This window comes from Pseudomonas panipatensis (assembly GCF_900099785.1).
Lineage (GTDB): Bacteria > Pseudomonadota > Gammaproteobacteria > Pseudomonadales > Pseudomonadaceae > Pseudomonas > Pseudomonas panipatensis.
The window spans coordinates 139448-155839 of the sequence record NZ_FNDS01000002.1 but is presented as its reverse complement, the minus strand read 5'-3'; the positions used below and the strand labels follow the sequence as shown (position 1 = coordinate 155839).

Sequence of the window (16392 nt, the reverse complement as noted above, 5' to 3'; positions counted from 1 at the left end):
TGGCGCTTCCTACTTATATATGCAGGATGAATTCCTTCACCAGCTTGCTGCCGAAGTAGGCCAGCATCAACAGGCAGAAACCGGCGAGCGTCCAGCGGATCGCCTTGTGTCCACGCCAGCCGAGCTGGTGACGGCCCCACAGGAGGACCGCGAACACCACCCAGGCGAAGCAGGAAAGGATGGTCTTGTGCGCCAGGTGCTGGGCGAACAGGTTGTCGAGGAACAGCCAGCCCGACAGCAGCGACAGCGAGAGCAGGATCCAGCCGCCCCAGAGGAAGCCGAACAGCAGGCTTTCCATGGTCTGCAGCGGCGGGAAGTTGCGGATCAGCCCGGCCGGATGCTTGTGCTTGAGGCGATGGTCCTGGATCAGCAGCAACAGCGCCTGGAAGACCGCGATGGTCAGCAGGCCGTAGGCCAGCACCGAGAGCAGGATATGCGCGAGGATGCCGGGCTGTTCGTTGATCGGCTCCAGGGTGCCATGGGGCATCAGCACCGCCAGCAGCGCCGTCAGCGTGCCGAGCGGATAGAGCAGGAGCAGGAGGTTTTCCACCGGGATGCGCAGGCAGGCCAGCAGCGTGATGCAGATCACGGCGGCGGAAATCAGGTTGGCCGCGTTGAAGAAGTCCAGCACCAGTCCGTTGGCGGTCAGCAACTGCGGCAACAGGCTGAGGCCCTGGGCGAGCAGTGCGATGAGACCGAGCACCAGGAGCAGGGGCTTGTTCGGTGCGGCGCGGCGCGCCAGGCTTGTGCCCTGGTAGGCCGTGGCGCCGAGGTAGAAGGCGGCGGCGATCAGGCTGAGCAGCAGAGGATGCATAGGTCCTTGGAACAATCCATCGAAAGGCGCTGAGTTTGGCACATATCGCCCGTGGCGAGAAAGCAGCCGGGAACAGTTCCCATGCCCCTGGCAAGGCTGGCTTGAGCCGTTCCGGCGCGGCGCGGGCGCGGATGGATCATCGGCGGTGTCTGCCGTCGGCACACTTGGTTATAATCCCGCGCCTGCTGCCACGCCCACCCCGGCTCGCATGAGCCTGATAGGAACGCGCATGTTCGAAAACCTTACAGACCGCCTCTCGCAAACGCTGCGCCATGTCACCGGCAAGGCCAAGCTGACCGAGGACAACATCAAGGATACGCTCCGCGAAGTGCGGATGGCCCTGCTCGAGGCCGACGTGGCCCTGCCGGTGGTCAAGGACTTCGTCACCAAGATCAAGGATCGCGCGGTCGGCACCGAGGTGTCGAAGAGCCTGACGCCGGGTCAGGCCTTCGTGAAGATCGTTCAGGCCGAGCTGGTCGAGCTGATGGGCGCGGCCAACGAGGACCTGGCGCTCAACGCCGCGCCGCCGGCGGTGATTCTCATGGCCGGCCTGCAGGGCGCGGGCAAGACCACCACCGCCGGCAAGCTGGCGCGCTTCCTCAAGGAGCGCAAGAAGAAGTCGGTCCTGGTGGTCTCCGCCGACGTTTACCGGCCCGCCGCGATCAAGCAGCTGGAAACCCTGGCCAACGATATCGGTGTGACCTTCTTCCCCTCGGACACCAGCCAGAAACCGGTGGATATCGCCCAGGCGGCGATTCGCGAGGCGAAGCTGAAGTTCATCGACGTGGTCATCGTCGATACCGCCGGCCGTCTGCACGTCGACGCCGAGATGATGGACGAGATCAAACAGGTCCACGCGGCGATCAAGCCCGTGGAAACCCTGTTCGTGGTCGATGCCATGACCGGTCAGGACGCCGCCAACACCGCCAAGGCGTTCAACGATGCCCTGCCGCTGACCGGCGTGGTGCTGACCAAGGTCGACGGCGATGCCCGTGGCGGCGCCGCCTTGTCGGTGCGCGCCATTACCGGCAAGCCGATCAAGTTCCTCGGTATGGGTGAGAAGAGCGAAGCGCTCGATCCCTTCCATCCGGACCGCGTGGCCTCGCGCATCCTCGGTATGGGTGACGTGCTCAGCCTGATCGAGCAGGCCGAGCAGAACATGGATCGCGAGAAGGCCGAGAAGCTCGCGAAGAAGATCAAGAAAGGCAAGGGCTTCGACCTCGAAGACTTCCGCGACCAACTGCAACAGATGAAGAACATGGGCGGCCTCGGCAGCCTGATGGACAAGCTGCCGATGCTCGGCGGGGTCAACCTGTCGCAGATGGGCAACGCGCAGAACGCGGCGGAGAAACAGTTCAAGCAGATGGAGGCGATCATCAACTCCATGACCCCTGCCGAGCGCCGTGATCCGGAAGTCATCAGCGGTTCGCGCAAGCGCCGCATCGCCCTTGGTTCCGGCACCCAGGTGCAGGACGTCGGCCGGCTGATCAAGCAGCACAAGCAGATGCAGAAAATGATGAAGAAGGTCACCGCCAAGGGCGGCATGGCCAAGATGATGCGCGGAATGGGCAGCATGTTCCCCGGCGGCATGCCGAAGATGTAAGCCGCGCAGGGCCGCCCGAGTGGCGGCCCGACTAGCTGCGGCTTGCAGCGCTGTGCTTTAACTCATAGAATATGCGGCCTTTCGGGCACCTGTGCCCTGGGGCTGCATTTCTTTTTTTGCAAGCAAACTAATAGGAACAACGTACGCATGGTAACCATTCGTCTGGCTCGTGGCGGCTCCAAAAAGCGCCCGTTCTACCACCTGACCGTGACCAACAGCCGCAACGCTCGTGACGGCCGTTTCGTTGAGCGCGTCGGTTTCTTCAACCCGGTCGCCACTGGCGGTGAAGTTCGCCTGTCCGTCGACCAAGAGCGCGTCACCTACTGGCTGGGCCAGGGCGCACAGCCGTCTGAGCGCGTTGCTCAGCTGCTGAAGGACGCTGCCAAGGCTGCTGCCTGAGTAGTATGAGCACGATGCCTGCCCCCGCCGAAGACCTGGTCGTACTCGGCAAGATCGTTTCGGTGCATGGCATTCGTGGCGAGGTGAAGGTGTATTCCTTTACCGACCCGTTGGACAACCTGCTGGACTACCGGCGCTGGACGCTCAAGCGTGGCACCGAGGTTCGACAGGCTGAGCTGGTCAGTGGCCGCGTACAGGGTAATGTCCTGGTGGCGAAGCTGAAGGGACTGGATGATCGCGAAGTCGCCCGCACCTATGCGGATTTCGAGATCCTGGTGCCGCGCAGCGAGCTTCCGGAACTGGACGACGGCGAGTACTACTGGAGCCAGCTTGAAGGTCTCAAGGTGATCGATCAGAGCGGGCAACTGCTCGGGACAATTGACCATCTGCTGGAGACCGGCGCCAACGATGTGATGGTGGTCAAGCCCTGCGCGGGCAGCCTGGATGATCGCGAGCGACTGTTGCCCTACACGGAGCAATGCGTGCAAGCGGTGGACCTGGCAGCTGGCGAAATGAGGGTGGACTGGGACGCCGATTTCTAACCCGCAGGGTAGGAGCTTTCGCCCATGTGGATTGGAGTCATCAGCATCTTTCCGGAGATGTTTCGCGCCATCAGTGACTACGGCATCACCAGTCGTGCGGTTAAGCAGGGGCTGATTCAGCTCGAATGTTTCAACCCGCGAAGCAATACCGAGGACCGTCACCAGACGGTGGACGATCGGCCTTTCGGCGGTGGTCCGGGAATGGTGATGAAAATCAAGCCGCTGGAAGGCGCGCTGGGCGATGCTCGGCAGGCCGCAGGCGGGCCGGCGAAAGTGATTTACCTGTCGCCGCAGGGCCGCAAGCTGACGCAGGCGGCCGTGAAAGAACTGGCGAAAGAGGAGCGTCTGATCCTCATCGCCGGGCGTTACGAAGGCATCGACGAGCGCTTCATTGAAGAGCATGTCGATGAGGAATGGTCGGTTGGCGATTACGTGTTGTCCGGCGGTGAGCTGCCGGCGATGGTGCTGATCGACGCGGTCACGCGTTTGTTACCCGGGGCATTGGGGCACGCGGACTCCGCAGAGGAGGACTCCTTCACGGATGGCCTGCTCGATTGTCCGCACTACACCCGACCTGAGGTGTATGCCGACAAGCGTGTTCCTGAGGTGCTGCTCAGCGGCAACCACGAACACATCCGGCGCTGGCGTTTGCAGCAGTCCCTTGGTAGGACTTGGGAACGACGTGCCGATCTTCTGGATTGCCGCTCGCTTTCTGGAGAAGAGAAGAAGCTGCTGGAGGAATACATCCGCCAGCGGGACGATAGTTAACGTATCGATGGCCGGCCAGAAGCCTGCCTTAGGAGCACAAGATGACCAACAAGATCATTCAGCAGATCGAAGCTGAACAGATGAACAAAGAGATTCCGGCGTTCGCCCCTGGCGACACCGTAATCGTGCAAGTGAAAGTGAAGGAAGGCGACCGTCAGCGTCTGCAGGCCTTCGAAGGCGTCGTGATCGGCAAGCGTAACCGCGGCCTGAACAGCGCTTTCACCGTTCGTAAGATCTCCAACGGTGTCGGCGTAGAGCGTACCTTCCAGACCTACAGCCCGCTGGTCGACAGCATCAGCGTCAAGCGTCGCGGCGACGTGCGCAAGGCCAAGCTGTACTACCTCCGCGACCTGTCCGGCAAGGCAGCGCGCATCAAGGAAAAACTGGTCTAAGCCTTACGGCCTACCAGTCGATCCAGAAAAAAGCAGCCCAAGGGCTGCTTTTTTCATGCTCCGTATTTTTCCGTTACTGCCCCATGGCAGCGCACAACAAGTACAACACCCGCGGCACCGGCAGCCACTTTCATTGCAACAGGTAGCAGTGGCATGAGCCCCAGAGAGCAAGAAATCCTCCGGCGTACCCAACTCTCCGAAACCCGCGTGACCAAGGCGGTGTTCCCGCCCACCACCAATCACCACAACACGTTGTTCGGCGGCACCGCCCTGGCCTGGATGGACGAAGTGTCCTTCATCGCCGCGACACGCTTTTGCCGCTTGCCGCTGGTGACCGTGTCCACCGATCGTATCGACTTCAAACACCCGATTCCCGCCGGTTCCATCGTCGAGCTGATCGGGCGCGTGGTGAAGGTAGGCAACACCAGCCTGAAGGTCGAAGTCGAGGTGTATGTCGAGAGCATGTCCGTCGATGGGCGAGAGAAGGCCATTCAGGGCCTGTTCAGTTTCGTCGCCATCGACGACGAGAAGCGTCCGGTTCCGGTGCTGCCCGGCTTCACCGAGAGGGAAGCGGCGCTCGCTTAGGGGCGCAGGCTGACGCGCAGGGACGCGCGCGAGAGATCGATGTCCTGCAGGCTAAGGCTGCCCATGCTCTGGCCTTGTGGCGCGCCGGCGATGCGGATGTTGTCGAAGCGCATCTCGCCGATGGAACTGGGCAGGCGCAGGCTGAGCGAACCGTCGGGGTTGAGTGTGGAGGCCATGCGCGCGGTGTCGTAGACCACGTCCTTCATCGAGGTTTCCGCTTGCAGGCTGTCCAGGACGGGCATCACCAGGCGCGCGAGATGCTTCACCGCGTCGCTGCTGTCGCCGCTCTCCGCGTTGACGAACAGGCTCTGCAGGGTTTCGTCGAAGCCCTGGGCGCTGACGCCGCTCATTTCCGCGTCACTCAACGGGCGGAGACCCTTGGCGACTTCCTGGCGCGAGTACTGGATTGGCAGTTGCTGGCGTTGGATGTCGGCGCTGGCCATCTGCCAGGGGCCGAGCAACGCCGCCACCAGGGTAGCGGCCAGGCGCAGGTTGTTTTGCTTTTTCAGCGCCTTGTGCAGTTGCCGTTCGCTGATCCAGCCTTGCTCGACAAGGGTTTCCCCCAGGCGCAGACCATTGCTGAGTTGTAGCAGGATGGCCTGTTCCAGCTGTTGGTAACTGATCAGGCCTTTGTGGACGAGAATCTGGCCGAGGCGGGAGTTCTGATGGTTGGGCATGGCGGTGTGCTGCTGAGCGTTGGAATGATGGCTTCTTGGAATCATTGTTCGTCGGGCGCTTTCTGTCACCCATCTAAGGATAGGCAGGCGAGCCGCTTGTCAGGCTGCCTGATCCGGCGTTTCCAGTCGCTCGACTGCCGGCCTGCCTGTGCGGCCTCCCCGAACGAGGCGGATCGCTGGTCGCCAAGGCCTTGGCTGTGGAAGACTAGTCACGCCATTTGCTTCAGTACCCAATCCTGAATGACTCCCGTAGCGCACCCGCTGATCGACCGTTTCCTTGATGCCCTGTGGTTGGAAAAGGGCCTTTCCGATAACACCCGGCTGGCCTATGGCAGCGACCTGGCGCTGTTCAACGGCTGGCTCGACGAGCGGGGCCTTAGCCTGGACAAGGCCGGGCGCGAGCTGATCCTCGATCATTTGGCCTGGCGCCTGGCGCAGGGCTACAAGGCGCGCTCGACCGCGCGTTTTCTGTCGGGCGTGCGCGGTTTCTATCGCTACTGCCTGCGCGAGGGGCTCATCGTTGAAGACCCGACCCTGCTGGTGGAGTTGCCGCAATTGGGCAAGCCGCTGCCCAAGTCGTTGTCCGAGGCGGATGTAGTGGCGCTGCTGGCCGCGCCGGAAACCGAGGACCCGCTCGGTCTGCGCGATCGCGCGATGCTTGAGGTTCTCTATGCCTGCGGGTTGCGGGTGAGCGAGCTGGTCGGCCTGACTCTGGAGCAGCTCAACCTGCGCCAGGGCGTGGTGCGGGTGTTCGGCAAGGGCAGCAAGGAGCGCTTGGTGCCGCTGGGCGAAGAGGCGATCGTCTGGATCGAACGCTACCTGCGCAACGCCCGTGGCGACCTGCTCGGCGGACGCCCCAGCGATGTGCTGTTCCCCAGCCTGCGCGGCGAGCAGATGACCCGGCAGACTTTCTGGCACCGCATCAAGCTGCACGCCAAGGTCGCCGGAATCGGCAAGTCGCTGTCGCCGCACACGCTGCGCCATGCCTTCGCCACCCACCTGCTGAATCATGGCGCGGACCTGCGCGTGGTGCAGATGCTGCTGGGCCACAGCGACCTTTCCACCACGCAGATCTACACCCATATCGCCCGCGCACGCCTGCAGGAGCTGCACGCCCAGCACCACCCGCGAGGATGAGCGCGGCCCTGGCCGATGCCTTGCTGCGCGCCACACGACGGCCGGCTCCCGCCGAAGCCTTCTGAGACATGCGCGGGCTCGGTCACGCGCGCCCGGTGTGGTAGGCTTCGCCGATCGATCACAGGAGTTCTCCATGCGTCTGTCCCGAATCCTGGCTGCCGCGGCCCTCGGCCTTGTCAGCACCCTCGTCCTGGCCGCCGAGCCCGACCAGGCGATCCGCAAGAGTTTGCAGTCGTTGCAACCCGACCTGCCCATCGAAAGCATCAGCGCCAGCCCGCTGCAGGGCATCTATCAGATTCAGCTCAAGGGCGGCCGCGTGCTCTACGCCAGCACCGATGGCCAGTTCATCGTCCAGGGCAACATCTACCAAGTGAAGGATGGCGCGGCCACCAACCTCACCGAAGTCGCCGAAAGCGCCTCCGTCGCCAAGACCATCAACGCCATCCCCGCCAGCGAGATGGTGGTGTTCCCGGCACAGGGCCAGGCCAAGGCGCACATCACCGTGTTCACCGATACCACTTGCCCTTACTGCCAGAAGCTGCACGCCGAGGTGCCGGAGCTGAACAAGCGCGGTATCGAAGTGCGCTACCTGGCCTTCCCGCGGCAGGGACCGAAGTCGCCGGGCGACCAGCAACTGCAGGCGGTGTGGTGCTCGAAGGACCGCCAGGCGGCGCTGTCCGACATGTTCCACGGCAAGGAGATCAAGGCTGCGCAGTGCAGCAATCCGGTGGACAAGCAGTTCGAACTGGGACAGATGGTCGGCGTGCAGGGCACCCCGGCGATCATCCTGGCGAACGGCCAGATGCTGCCGGGTTACCAGCCGGCCGGCGAAATCGCCAAGCTGGCCCTGGACGCCAAGTGATGCGGGCCTCGCGCTCGATTGACTAATAAAGAACCGCTTCGTAATGTGCGGTTCCTTTAACTATGTGGCCGGGCTCTTGCCCGGCCTTCGTTCGGCACTCCCTGACTCCGGACACGCCCGCCTTCCAGCGGGCGCCGTGCATTCGGGGAGCGCTTCGATGCTGCGATGATGGGGAGTTTCAGCGTGAAACCGGTGAAAGTGGGAATCTGTGGGTTGGGGACCGTCGGTGGCGGTACCTTCAATGTACTCAAACGCAACGCCGAGGAGATTGCCCGCCGTGCCGGGCGTGGTATCGAGGTTGCGCAGATTGCCGCCCGTCGTCCCAATCCGAAATGCGAAACCGGCAGTACCCCCATCACTGCCGACATTTTCGATGTGGCGAACAACCCGGAAATCGACATCGTCATCGAGCTGATCGGCGGCTACACCCTGGCGCGTGAGCTGGTGCTGCAGGCCATCGAGAATGGCAAGCACGTGGTCACCGCGAACAAGGCGCTGATCGCCGTGCACGGTAACGAAATCTTCGCCAAGGCCCGCGAGAAGGGCGTGATCGTCGCCTTCGAAGCGGCCGTCGCGGGCGGCATCCCGGTGATCAAGGCGATCCGCGAAGGCCTGGCGGCCAACCGCATCAACTGGCTGGCCGGCATCATCAACGGCACCGGCAACTTCATCCTCACCGAAATGCGCGAGAAGGGCCGTGCCTTCGCCGACGTGCTCAAGGAAGCCCAGGCACTGGGCTATGCCGAGGCCGATCCGACCTTCGACGTCGAGGGCATCGACGCCGCGCACAAGCTGACCATCCTGGCATCCATCGCCTTCGGCATTCCGCTGCAGTTCGACAAGGCCTACACCGAAGGTATCACCCAGCTGACCACCGCCGACGTCAACTACGCCGAAGCCCTGGGTTACCGCATCAAGCACCTGGGCGTGGCGCGCCGTACCGAGCAGGGTATCGAGTTGCGCGTGCACCCGACCCTGATCCCGGCCGACCGCCTGATCGCCAACGTCAACGGCGTGATGAACGCCGTCATGGTCAACGGCGACGCCGCCGGCAGCACGCTGTTCTACGGCGCCGGCGCCGGCATGGAGCCGACCGCTTCCTCGGTGGTCGCCGACCTGGTGGACGTGGTCCGTGCCATGACCGCCGATCCGGAGAACCGCGTACCGCACCTGGCCTTCCAGCCGGACTCGCTCTCCGACCACCCGATCCTGCCGATCGACGCCTGCGAAAGCGCCTACTACCTGCGCATCCAGGCCAAGGACCACCCGGGTGTACTGGCCCAGGTGGCGACCATCCTCTCCGAGCGCGGCATCAACATCGAATCGATCATGCAGATGGAAGTCGAAGAGCATGACGGTCTGGTGCCGATGATCCTGGTTACCCACCGGGTGCTCGAGTCGCGCATCATCGAAGCCATCACTGCGCTTGAAGCCCTGCAGGACGTGGTCGGCAACGTCGTACGCATCCGCGTCGAACAACTGAACTGAATCGAATGCGGCGGGTAGCCCGAAGCGCCCGCCGCCAACCCGAAGGTTTCACACCATGCGTTACATCAGTACCCGCGGCCAGGCCCCGGCCCTGAACTTCGAAGACGTGCTGCTCGCCGGCCTGGCCAGCGATGGCGGCCTGTACGTACCGGAAAACCTGCCGCGCTTCACCGTCGAGGAAATCGCCTCCTGGGCCGGCCTGCCGTACCACGAGCTGGCTTTCCGCGTGATGCGCCCGTTCGTTGCCGGCAGTATCTCGGATGCCGACTTCAAGACGATCCTCGAGGAAACCTACGCCGTCTTTGCCCACAGCGCCGTGGCGCCGCTGCGCCAGTTGAACGGCAACGAGTGGGTGCTGGAGCTGTTCCACGGCCCGACCCTGGCGTTCAAGGATTTCGCTCTGCAACTGCTCGGCCGCCTGCTCGATCACGTGCTGTCCAAGCGTGGCGAGCGCGTGGTGATCATGGGCGCGACCTCCGGCGACACCGGCTCGGCGGCCATCGAAGGCTGCAAGGCCTGCGAGAACGTCGACATCTTCATCATGCACCCGCACAACCGTGTGTCCGAGGTGCAGCGCCGGCAGATGACGACCATCCTCGGTGAAAACATCCACAACATCGCCATCGAAGGCAACTTCGACGACTGCCAGGAGATGGTCAAGGCCAGCTTCGCCGACCAGGGCTTCCTCAAGGGCACCCGCCTGGTCGCGGTCAACTCGATCAACTGGGCGCGGATCATGGCCCAGATCGTCTATTACTTCCATGCCGCCCTGCAGCTCGGCGCGCCGGCCCGTTCGGTGGCCTTCTCCGTGCCCACCGGCAACTTCGGCGACATCTTCGCCGGTTACCTGGCGCGCAACATGGGCCTGCCGGTCAGCCAACTGATCGTCGCGACCAACCGCAACGACATCCTGCACCGCTTCATGTCCGGCAACCGCTACGACAAGGACACCCTGCACCCGTCGCTGTCGCCATCCATGGACATCATGGTGTCGTCCAACTTCGAGCGCCTGCTGTTCGACCTGCACGGCCGCAACGGCAAGGCCATCGCCGAGCTGATGGATGGCTTCAAGGCCACCGGCAAGCTGTCCGTCGAGGACGATCGCTGGAGCGAAGCGCGCAAGCTGTTCGACTCCCTGGCCGTGGATGACGAGCAGACCTGCGCGACCATCGCCGAGGTCTACGCCGAATGCGGCGAACTGCTCGACCCGCACACCGCCATCGGCGTGCGCGCCGCCCGCGAGTGCCGCCGCAGCCTGGCTATCCCCATGGTCACCCTGGGCACTGCGCATCCGGTGAAATTCCCGGAAGCGGTGGAGAAGGCTGGTATCGAGACGGTCCCGGCGCTGCCGGCGCACCTGACCGACCTGTTCCAGCGCGAAGAGCGTTGCACCGTTCTGCCGAACGAACTGGCCAAGGTCCAGGCCTTCGTCAGCGCCCACGGCAACCGTGGCAAGCCGCTCTGACGGCGACCTGCTCGGTGATGAAAAAAGCCCGCCATCCGGCGGGCTTTTTCCTTTTTCAGACGGAATCCTGTCGAGAAAACAGAACTTTTTCGAAACCTCCAGGGTCTTTGCCCCGTGCCTTTGCAGTTCGACAGGAGATATCTATGGATCGGCTGGATCAGTTGCTCAGCGACACCTTCAGTCCTTACACCCACCACCTCGGCCCGGCCCGACCGGATGGCGGCAGGGTTCTGACCCTGAAAAACGCAGAAGGGGAGACCGTGCTGCGGCGGGTGATCGCCAGCGAGCACCTGGGGGACGCCCGGCGTTGCGAAGAGGCCATCCAGACCATCGGCCGCGATCTGGCGGTGCAGGAAGGGCGCATTGGCGAGGAGGTGATCCAGGCCTTGCGCCAGCGCGCCGCCCAGGTATTGAACTACGACGCCTGAGGCCCAGGCGTTTCGACAATGCCGCCCACTGGGCGGCATCGTCTTTTCTGGGGCTTGCTCGTCGTCGCTGGAGCTTGCCGCTTTTGCCGTTCCGCGCACGGCCAGCGCTGTGCGAACGCCAACCGCTGGCGTCGTTCAGATCGCCCCATCGCGACGCAGCGCGGCAATCCGCTCGGCGTCGTACCCCAGCCCCGCCAACAGCTCGTCGGTATGCTCGCCCAGTTCCGGGCCGATCCAGTCGGCCGAACCGGGCGTCTCGGAGAGCTTGGGCACGATGCCCGGCATCTTGAACGGCTTGCCGTCCGGCAGCTTGGCCGACAGGAACATCTCGCGGGCGAGGAATTGCGGGTCGGCGAACATGTCCTCGGCGGAGTAGATGCGGCTGGCCGGCACCTCGGCGCCGTTCAGGACATCCAGCACGTGCTGCAACGGCAGCGAACGCGCCCAGCGGTCGATCACCGCATAGAGTTCGTCGCGGCGCGCATCGCGGCCGGCGTTGTCGGCCAGTTGCGGGTCCTCGGCCAGGTCCTGGCGACCGATGGCCTGCATGAAGCGGCGGAAGATGGCATCGCCATTGGCGGCGATCTGCACGTGCTTGCCGTCGGCCGTGGTGTGCACCGAGGACGGCGTGATGCCGGGCATGATGTTGCCGCTGCGCTCGCGGATGAAACCGAACACGTCGAACTCCGGGACCATGCTTTCCATCATGGCGAACACCGCCTCGTACAGTGCCACGTCCACCACCTGGCCCTGGCCGCCGTTGACTTCGCGGTGGCGCAGCGCCATGAGCGCGCCTATCACTCCCCAGAGCGCGGCGATGGAGTCGCCGATGGAGATGCCGGTACGCACCGGCGGGCGGTCTTCGAAGCCGGTGATGTAGCGCAGTCCGCCCATGGACTCGCCGACCGCGCCGAAGCCCGGCTGGTCCTTGTACGGCCCGCTCTGGCCGAAGCCGGACAGGCGCAGCATCACCAGTTTCGGGTTGAGCGCGTGGAGCACGTCCCAGCCCAGGCCGAGTTTCTCCAGCACGCCGGGGCGGAAGTTCTCGATGAGGATGTCGGCGTCGGCGAGCAGTCGCTTCAGCACCTCGCGGCCGGCCTCATGCTTGAGGTTGAGGGTCAGCGAGCGCTTGTTGCGCGCCTGCACGAACCACCACAGCGAGGTGCCCTCGTAGAGCTTGCGCCATTTGCGCAAGGGATCGCCGCCGTCGGGCGACTCGATCTTGATCACCTCGGCACCGAACTCGGCGCACAGGCGCGCGGCGAAGGGGCCGGCGATCAGGGTGCCGAGTTCGATCACTTTGAGGCCGGCGAGGGGTTTGGCGGTGGCGTTCATCGAGGCATCCGTTGGTCAGGCAGTGGGGCGACTCTAGCGCGCGTGCGGCCTGGCGGGTAGTCCGGGGTGCCGGGGGCGTGCCGCCAAGTCCTTTCCGTCAGAGGCATCTGACGCGTAGAGTAGGGCGTACTCCCAGTCCTTTTTCGCCCCTCCGGCCCGGTATCCACTCATGCGTGCCCTTGCGTTCCCTCTGCCTCCAGGCTGCTCGCCGCGACCGCTGCGGGGCGAGGCATCGAGCGGGGAGGAGGGCGCATGCTGCTGAATGTACCGACGCTGGTCGCGGTGGACCTCTACGTAGTCACCCTGGTCGGCGTGCTGATGGCCTTCGCCTGGCACAGCGGCCGGCGCGACCCGACCCTCGGCTACATGAGCGCCATGCTCCTGCTGGCGGCGCTGTCCACCCTCCTCATCGGCTTGCGCAGCGTCGGCCTGATCGGCGTGTCGATCATCCTCGGCAACATGGTCATGATGCTGTGCTGCGCCATGCTCTGGACCAGCATGCGGGTATTCGCCGGGCGTTCCCCGCACTGGCCGGGCATCGGCGCCGGGGCGCTGGTCTGGCTGCTGCTGTGTCTCTGGCCGGCGTTCTACCAGTCCATGCCGGCGCGCATCATGGTCAACTCCGCGGCGACCTCGCTGTATTGCCTGCTCGCGGCCTTCGAGCTGTGGCGCAGCCGGCGCCAGTTGGAGGTTTCGCTGCGCCCGACGCTGGTCCTGCTGCTGTTCCACGCCAGCTTCTACAGCGTGCGCCTGTTCCTCGATCGCGGCACACCGTTCGCCATTCCCGATGGGCCGGGGGCAACCTTCTTCGCCGTGCTGGTGTTCGAGACCATGCTGATCGCCGTCGGCCTGGCCTTCACCACCCTGACCATGGTCCGTGACCGGGCTGAGCTGAAACTCCGTTCGGCGGCCCTCAGCGACCCACTCACCGGGATCGGCAACCGCCGCGCTTTCATGGAGTCCGGCGAGCGCCTGCTGCGTCTCTGCGCCGAGCGCGACGAAACGGTGGCCCTGCTGGTCTGCGACCTGGACAACTTCAAGCGCCTCAACGACGCCTTCGGTCATCCGGCCGGCGACCAGGCGCTGATGGAGTTCAGCCGCATCACCGCCTCGCGCATGCGTCGCCAGGACGTCTTCGGCCGCATCGGTGGCGAGGAGTTCGCCTGCCTGCTCGCCGAGGCCGGCACCGAAGCCGCTTGTCAGGTGGCCGAGCGCATTCGCCGCGAGTTCGCCGAACTGCCGTTCATCGCCGACGGCATGCTCAGTGTCAGCATCGGCGTCGCCACCAGCGCCGAGGCCGGCCATGACCTGGCGCGCCTGCTGGCCCTGGCCGATCAGGCGCTGTATCTGGCCAAGTCCAGGGGGCGCAACCGCATCGAGCGCTCGACCCCGCGGCCGGGCGCCGAAGGCCGCAGCCGTGGCTGACCGGATAGGCGCAGCAGGCCGGGTGCAATCAAGGTAGACTTGCCGCCTTCGCATAGACGGGATCGACCATGGCCCTCTCCGCCACCCCTTACAAAGCCGACATCAGCCTCACCGACCTCGACCGCGGGGTCTATGAAACCCTGCGTTTCACCGTTGCCCGCCACCCCTCGGAAACCGAGGAGCGCCTGGTGGTTCGCCTGCTCGCCTATGTGCTCTGGTACAACGAGCAGTTGGCGTTCGGCCGCGGCCTATCGGACGTCGATGAGCCGTCGCTGTGGGAGAAGAGCCTGGACGACCGCGTCCTGCACTGGATTGAGGTTGGCCAGCCGGACAGCGAGCGCCTGGTGTGGTGCTCGCGGCGCTGCGAGAAGCTCTCGCTGCTGGCCTACGGCAACCTGCGCGTGTGGACCACCAAGGTCCTCGACGGCGTCCGTCACCTGAAGAACCTCAATGTCGCGGCCGTTCCCCAGGAGCCGCTGGAGGCTCTGGCCAAAGACCTGCCGCGCTCGATCAACTGGACGGTGATGATCAGCGAGGGCACGGTGTTCGTCACCGACGAGAACGGCCAGCATGAGTTGCAGCTGGAATGGCTGATGGGCGAGCGCTGATTCGCCCTGGCCCGGCCCGGGCCTGCTCATCGACACTCGCTGAATTCCGCACCCGCGCCTGTTCGCGCCCTGCCGTGCGCTAGCCGGCAAGGCGCGATGGCGAGCCGAAAGGATTGGAACACCCTGATGCGTATCGACCCCCGCCCGCTCCCGGACACCCTGCCTGACCTCGGTGACCTGCCGCCGCTGTTGACCCGCCTCTACGCCGCCCGTGGCGTGAAGTCCGCCGAAGAGCTGGACAAGGGCCTGGCGCGGCTGATTCCGTACCGTCAGCTCAAGGGCATCGATGCCGCGGTGGCGTTGCTGGTCGATGCCCTGGAGCAGCGCCAGCGCATTCTCTACGTCGGCGACTTCGACGCCGACGGCGCCACCGCCAGCAGCGTCGGCGTGCTGGCCCTGCGCATGCTCGGTGCGGCCTGGGTCGATTACCTGGTGCCGAACCGTTTCGAGTACGGCTACGGCCTGACCCCGGAAATCGTCGCGGTGGCCCTGGAGAAGCGCCCCGATCTGCTGGTCACGGTGGACAACGGCATCTCCAGCATCGACGGCGTCGCCGCGGCCAAGGCCGCCGGCCTGCGCGTGCTGGTCACCGACCACCACCTGCCCGGCCCGCAACTGCCGGCGGCGGACGCCATCGTCAACCCCAACCAGCCGGGTTGCGAATTCCCCAGCAAGGCCATGGCCGGGGTCGGCGTGATTTTCTACGTCATGCTCGCCCTGCGCGCGCGCCTGCGCGAACTGGACTGGTTCGCCCGCAGCGGCACGCCGGAGCCGAACCTCGCCGAACTGCTCGACCTGGTGGCCCTGGGCAGCGTCGCCGACGTGGTGCCGCTGGATGCCAACAACCGCATCCTGGTGCACCAGGGGCTGGCGCGCATCCGCGCCGGCCGCGCCCGTCCGGGCCTGCGCGCGGTGCTGGAAGTCGCCGGGCGCGACTGCCGGCGCATCACCTCCACCGACCTCGGATTCATCCTCGGCCCGCGCCTGAACGCCGCCGGTCGCCTGGACGACATGTCCCTGGGGATCGAATGCCTGCTCTGCGAGGACGAGGCCCTGGCCCGCGACATGGCCGTGCAGCTCGACCAGCTCAACCAGGACCGCAAGGCCATCGAGCAGGGCATGCAGCGCGAGGCCCTGGCGCAGCTCAAGGAGCTGCCGCTGGAGGAAATGCCCTTCGGCCTGTGCCTGTTCGACCCGGACTGGCACCAGGGCGTGATCGGCATCCTCGCCTCGCGCCTGAAGGAACGTTACCACCGTCCGACCATCGCCTTCGCCGACGCGGGCGACGGCAGCCTCAAGGGCTCCGCGCGCTCGGTGCCGGGGCTGCACATCCGGGATGCGCTGGACGCCGTGGCGGCGCGCCATCCGGGTCTGATTAGCAAGTTCGGCGGGCACGCCATGGCCGCTGGCCTGTCGCTGCCGCAGGAGCATTTCGGCGCCTTCTCCGCGGCCTTCGACGCCGAGGTCCGGCGCCAGCTCAGCGAGGACGACCTGACCGGCCGCCTGCTTTCCGATGGCCAGCTCAGCGCCGAGGAGTTCCACCTGGAACTGGCCCGCGCCCTGCGCCAGGCCGGTCCCTGGGGCCAGCACTTCCCCGAGCCGCTGTTCCATGGGGTGTTCCAGATCGTCCAGCAGCGCGTGGTCGGTGAGCGTCACCTGAAACTGCTGCTGAAGACCGAATGCGGCTCGCTGCAACTGGATGGCATCGCCTTCAACGTCGACCGTGAGATCTGGCCGAACCCCACGGTGCGCTGGGTGGAGATGGCCTACAAGCTGGACGTCAACGAATTCCGCGGCAACGAAAGCGTGCAACTCATGGTGGTGCACCTGGCGCCACGCTGAGCCTCGGGCGGCGCGCCGGGCG

General features: G+C 65.1%; 17 protein-coding genes. 14 read left to right on the top strand and 3 right to left on the bottom strand.

Translation table 11 applies throughout. The features are described from left to right. Positions 1–13: 13 nt before the first annotated feature. Positions 14–814 carry a cytochrome C assembly family protein gene (locus BLQ74_RS04860; RefSeq protein ID WP_090261417.1) on the bottom strand — a complete coding sequence of 267 codons (801 nt, stop codon included), beginning with the start codon at positions 812–814 and terminating at the stop codon, positions 14–16. A gap of 229 nt (positions 815–1043) precedes the next feature. Here BLQ74_RS04860 and ffh point away from each other — a divergent pair, with 229 nt between their 5' ends. From ffh to BLQ74_RS04830, 6 genes are all read left to right on the top strand, one after another. Next, on the top strand, positions 1044–2417 hold the full coding sequence (gene ffh, locus BLQ74_RS04855; RefSeq protein ID WP_090261416.1) for a signal recognition particle protein: 1374 nt from the start codon (positions 1044–1046) through the stop codon (positions 2415–2417). 147 nt (positions 2418–2564) lie between these two features. Continuing rightward, on the top strand, positions 2565–2816 hold the full coding sequence (rpsP, locus tag BLQ74_RS04850) for a 30S ribosomal protein S16 (protein WP_090261415.1): 252 nt from the start codon (positions 2565–2567) through the stop codon (positions 2814–2816). 14 nt (positions 2817–2830) lie between these two features. Then, positions 2831–3358, top strand: a complete 528-nt coding sequence (gene rimM / locus BLQ74_RS04845; protein ID WP_170842767.1) for a ribosome maturation factor RimM — start codon at positions 2831–2833, stop codon at positions 3356–3358. 24 nt (positions 3359–3382) lie between these two features. After that, positions 3383–4126, top strand: a complete 744-nt coding sequence (gene trmD / locus BLQ74_RS04840) for a tRNA (guanosine(37)-N1)-methyltransferase TrmD (RefSeq protein ID WP_090261413.1) — start codon at positions 3383–3385, stop codon at positions 4124–4126. A gap of 41 nt (positions 4127–4167) precedes the next feature. Then, a complete protein-coding gene (gene rplS, locus BLQ74_RS04835; RefSeq protein ID WP_090261412.1) occupies positions 4168–4518 on the top strand; it encodes a 50S ribosomal protein L19 in 351 nt (116 codons plus the stop codon). 153 nt (positions 4519–4671) lie between these two features. Next, on the top strand, positions 4672–5103 hold the full coding sequence (locus tag BLQ74_RS04830; protein WP_090261411.1) for an acyl-CoA thioesterase: 432 nt from the start codon (positions 4672–4674) through the stop codon (positions 5101–5103). On the opposite strand, the gene BLQ74_RS04825 is transcribed toward BLQ74_RS04830, so the two are convergent. Beyond that, positions 5100–5780 carry a cyclic di-GMP-binding domain-containing protein, MshE-related gene (locus BLQ74_RS04825; protein ID WP_090261410.1) on the bottom strand — a complete coding sequence of 227 codons (681 nt, stop codon included), beginning with the start codon at positions 5778–5780 and terminating at the stop codon, positions 5100–5102. The two genes, BLQ74_RS04830 and BLQ74_RS04825, sit on opposite strands and share 4 nt — an antisense overlap. 240 nt (positions 5781–6020) lie before the next feature. Between BLQ74_RS04825 and xerD the strand changes: the two genes are divergently transcribed. The 5 genes from xerD to BLQ74_RS04800 all read left to right on the top strand — a co-directional run bounded on the left by xerD (position 6021) and on the right by BLQ74_RS04800 (position 11160). Further along, the gene (gene xerD / locus BLQ74_RS04820) at positions 6021–6917 is read left to right on the top strand and encodes a site-specific tyrosine recombinase XerD (protein ID WP_090261409.1); all 897 of its coding nucleotides are present in this window, start codon (positions 6021–6023) and stop codon (positions 6915–6917) included. A 133-nt stretch (positions 6918–7050) separates the two neighbouring features. After that, positions 7051–7779, top strand: a complete 729-nt coding sequence (locus BLQ74_RS04815) for a thioredoxin fold domain-containing protein (RefSeq protein ID WP_090261408.1) — start codon at positions 7051–7053, stop codon at positions 7777–7779. Between the two features lie 183 nt (positions 7780–7962). Then, a complete protein-coding gene (locus BLQ74_RS04810) occupies positions 7963–9267 on the top strand; it encodes a homoserine dehydrogenase (RefSeq protein ID WP_090261974.1) in 1305 nt (434 codons plus the stop codon). 55 nt (positions 9268–9322) lie between these two features. After that, positions 9323–10732, top strand: a complete 1410-nt coding sequence (gene thrC, locus BLQ74_RS04805) for a threonine synthase (protein WP_090261407.1) — start codon at positions 9323–9325, stop codon at positions 10730–10732. Between the two features lie 143 nt (positions 10733–10875). Continuing rightward, positions 10876–11160, top strand: coding sequence for a DUF3509 domain-containing protein (locus BLQ74_RS04800; protein ID WP_090261406.1), 285 nt, complete (start codon positions 10876–10878; stop codon positions 11158–11160). Between the two features lie 135 nt (positions 11161–11295). Here BLQ74_RS04800 and BLQ74_RS04795 read toward each other — a convergent pair whose 3' ends face one another. Continuing rightward, on the bottom strand, positions 11296–12495 hold the full coding sequence (locus BLQ74_RS04795; protein WP_090261405.1) for a CaiB/BaiF CoA transferase family protein: 1200 nt from the start codon (positions 12493–12495) through the stop codon (positions 11296–11298). Positions 12496–12747: 252 nt separating this feature from the next. On the opposite strand from BLQ74_RS04795, the gene BLQ74_RS04790 reads away from it, so the two are divergent. The 3 genes from BLQ74_RS04790 to recJ all read left to right on the top strand — a co-directional run bounded on the left by BLQ74_RS04790 (position 12748) and on the right by recJ (position 16370). Next, positions 12748–13920, top strand: a complete 1173-nt coding sequence (locus BLQ74_RS04790; protein ID WP_090261404.1) for a GGDEF domain-containing protein — start codon at positions 12748–12750, stop codon at positions 13918–13920. A 68-nt stretch (positions 13921–13988) separates the two neighbouring features. Beyond that, positions 13989–14528 (top strand): YaeQ family protein, encoded by a 540-nt coding sequence (locus tag BLQ74_RS04785; RefSeq protein WP_090261403.1) that lies wholly within the window; start codon positions 13989–13991, stop codon positions 14526–14528. A gap of 126 nt (positions 14529–14654) precedes the next feature. After that, positions 14655–16370, top strand: coding sequence for a single-stranded-DNA-specific exonuclease RecJ (gene recJ / locus BLQ74_RS04780; protein ID WP_090261402.1), 1716 nt, complete (start codon positions 14655–14657; stop codon positions 16368–16370). The last annotated feature ends 22 nt before the right edge of the window (positions 16371–16392 follow it).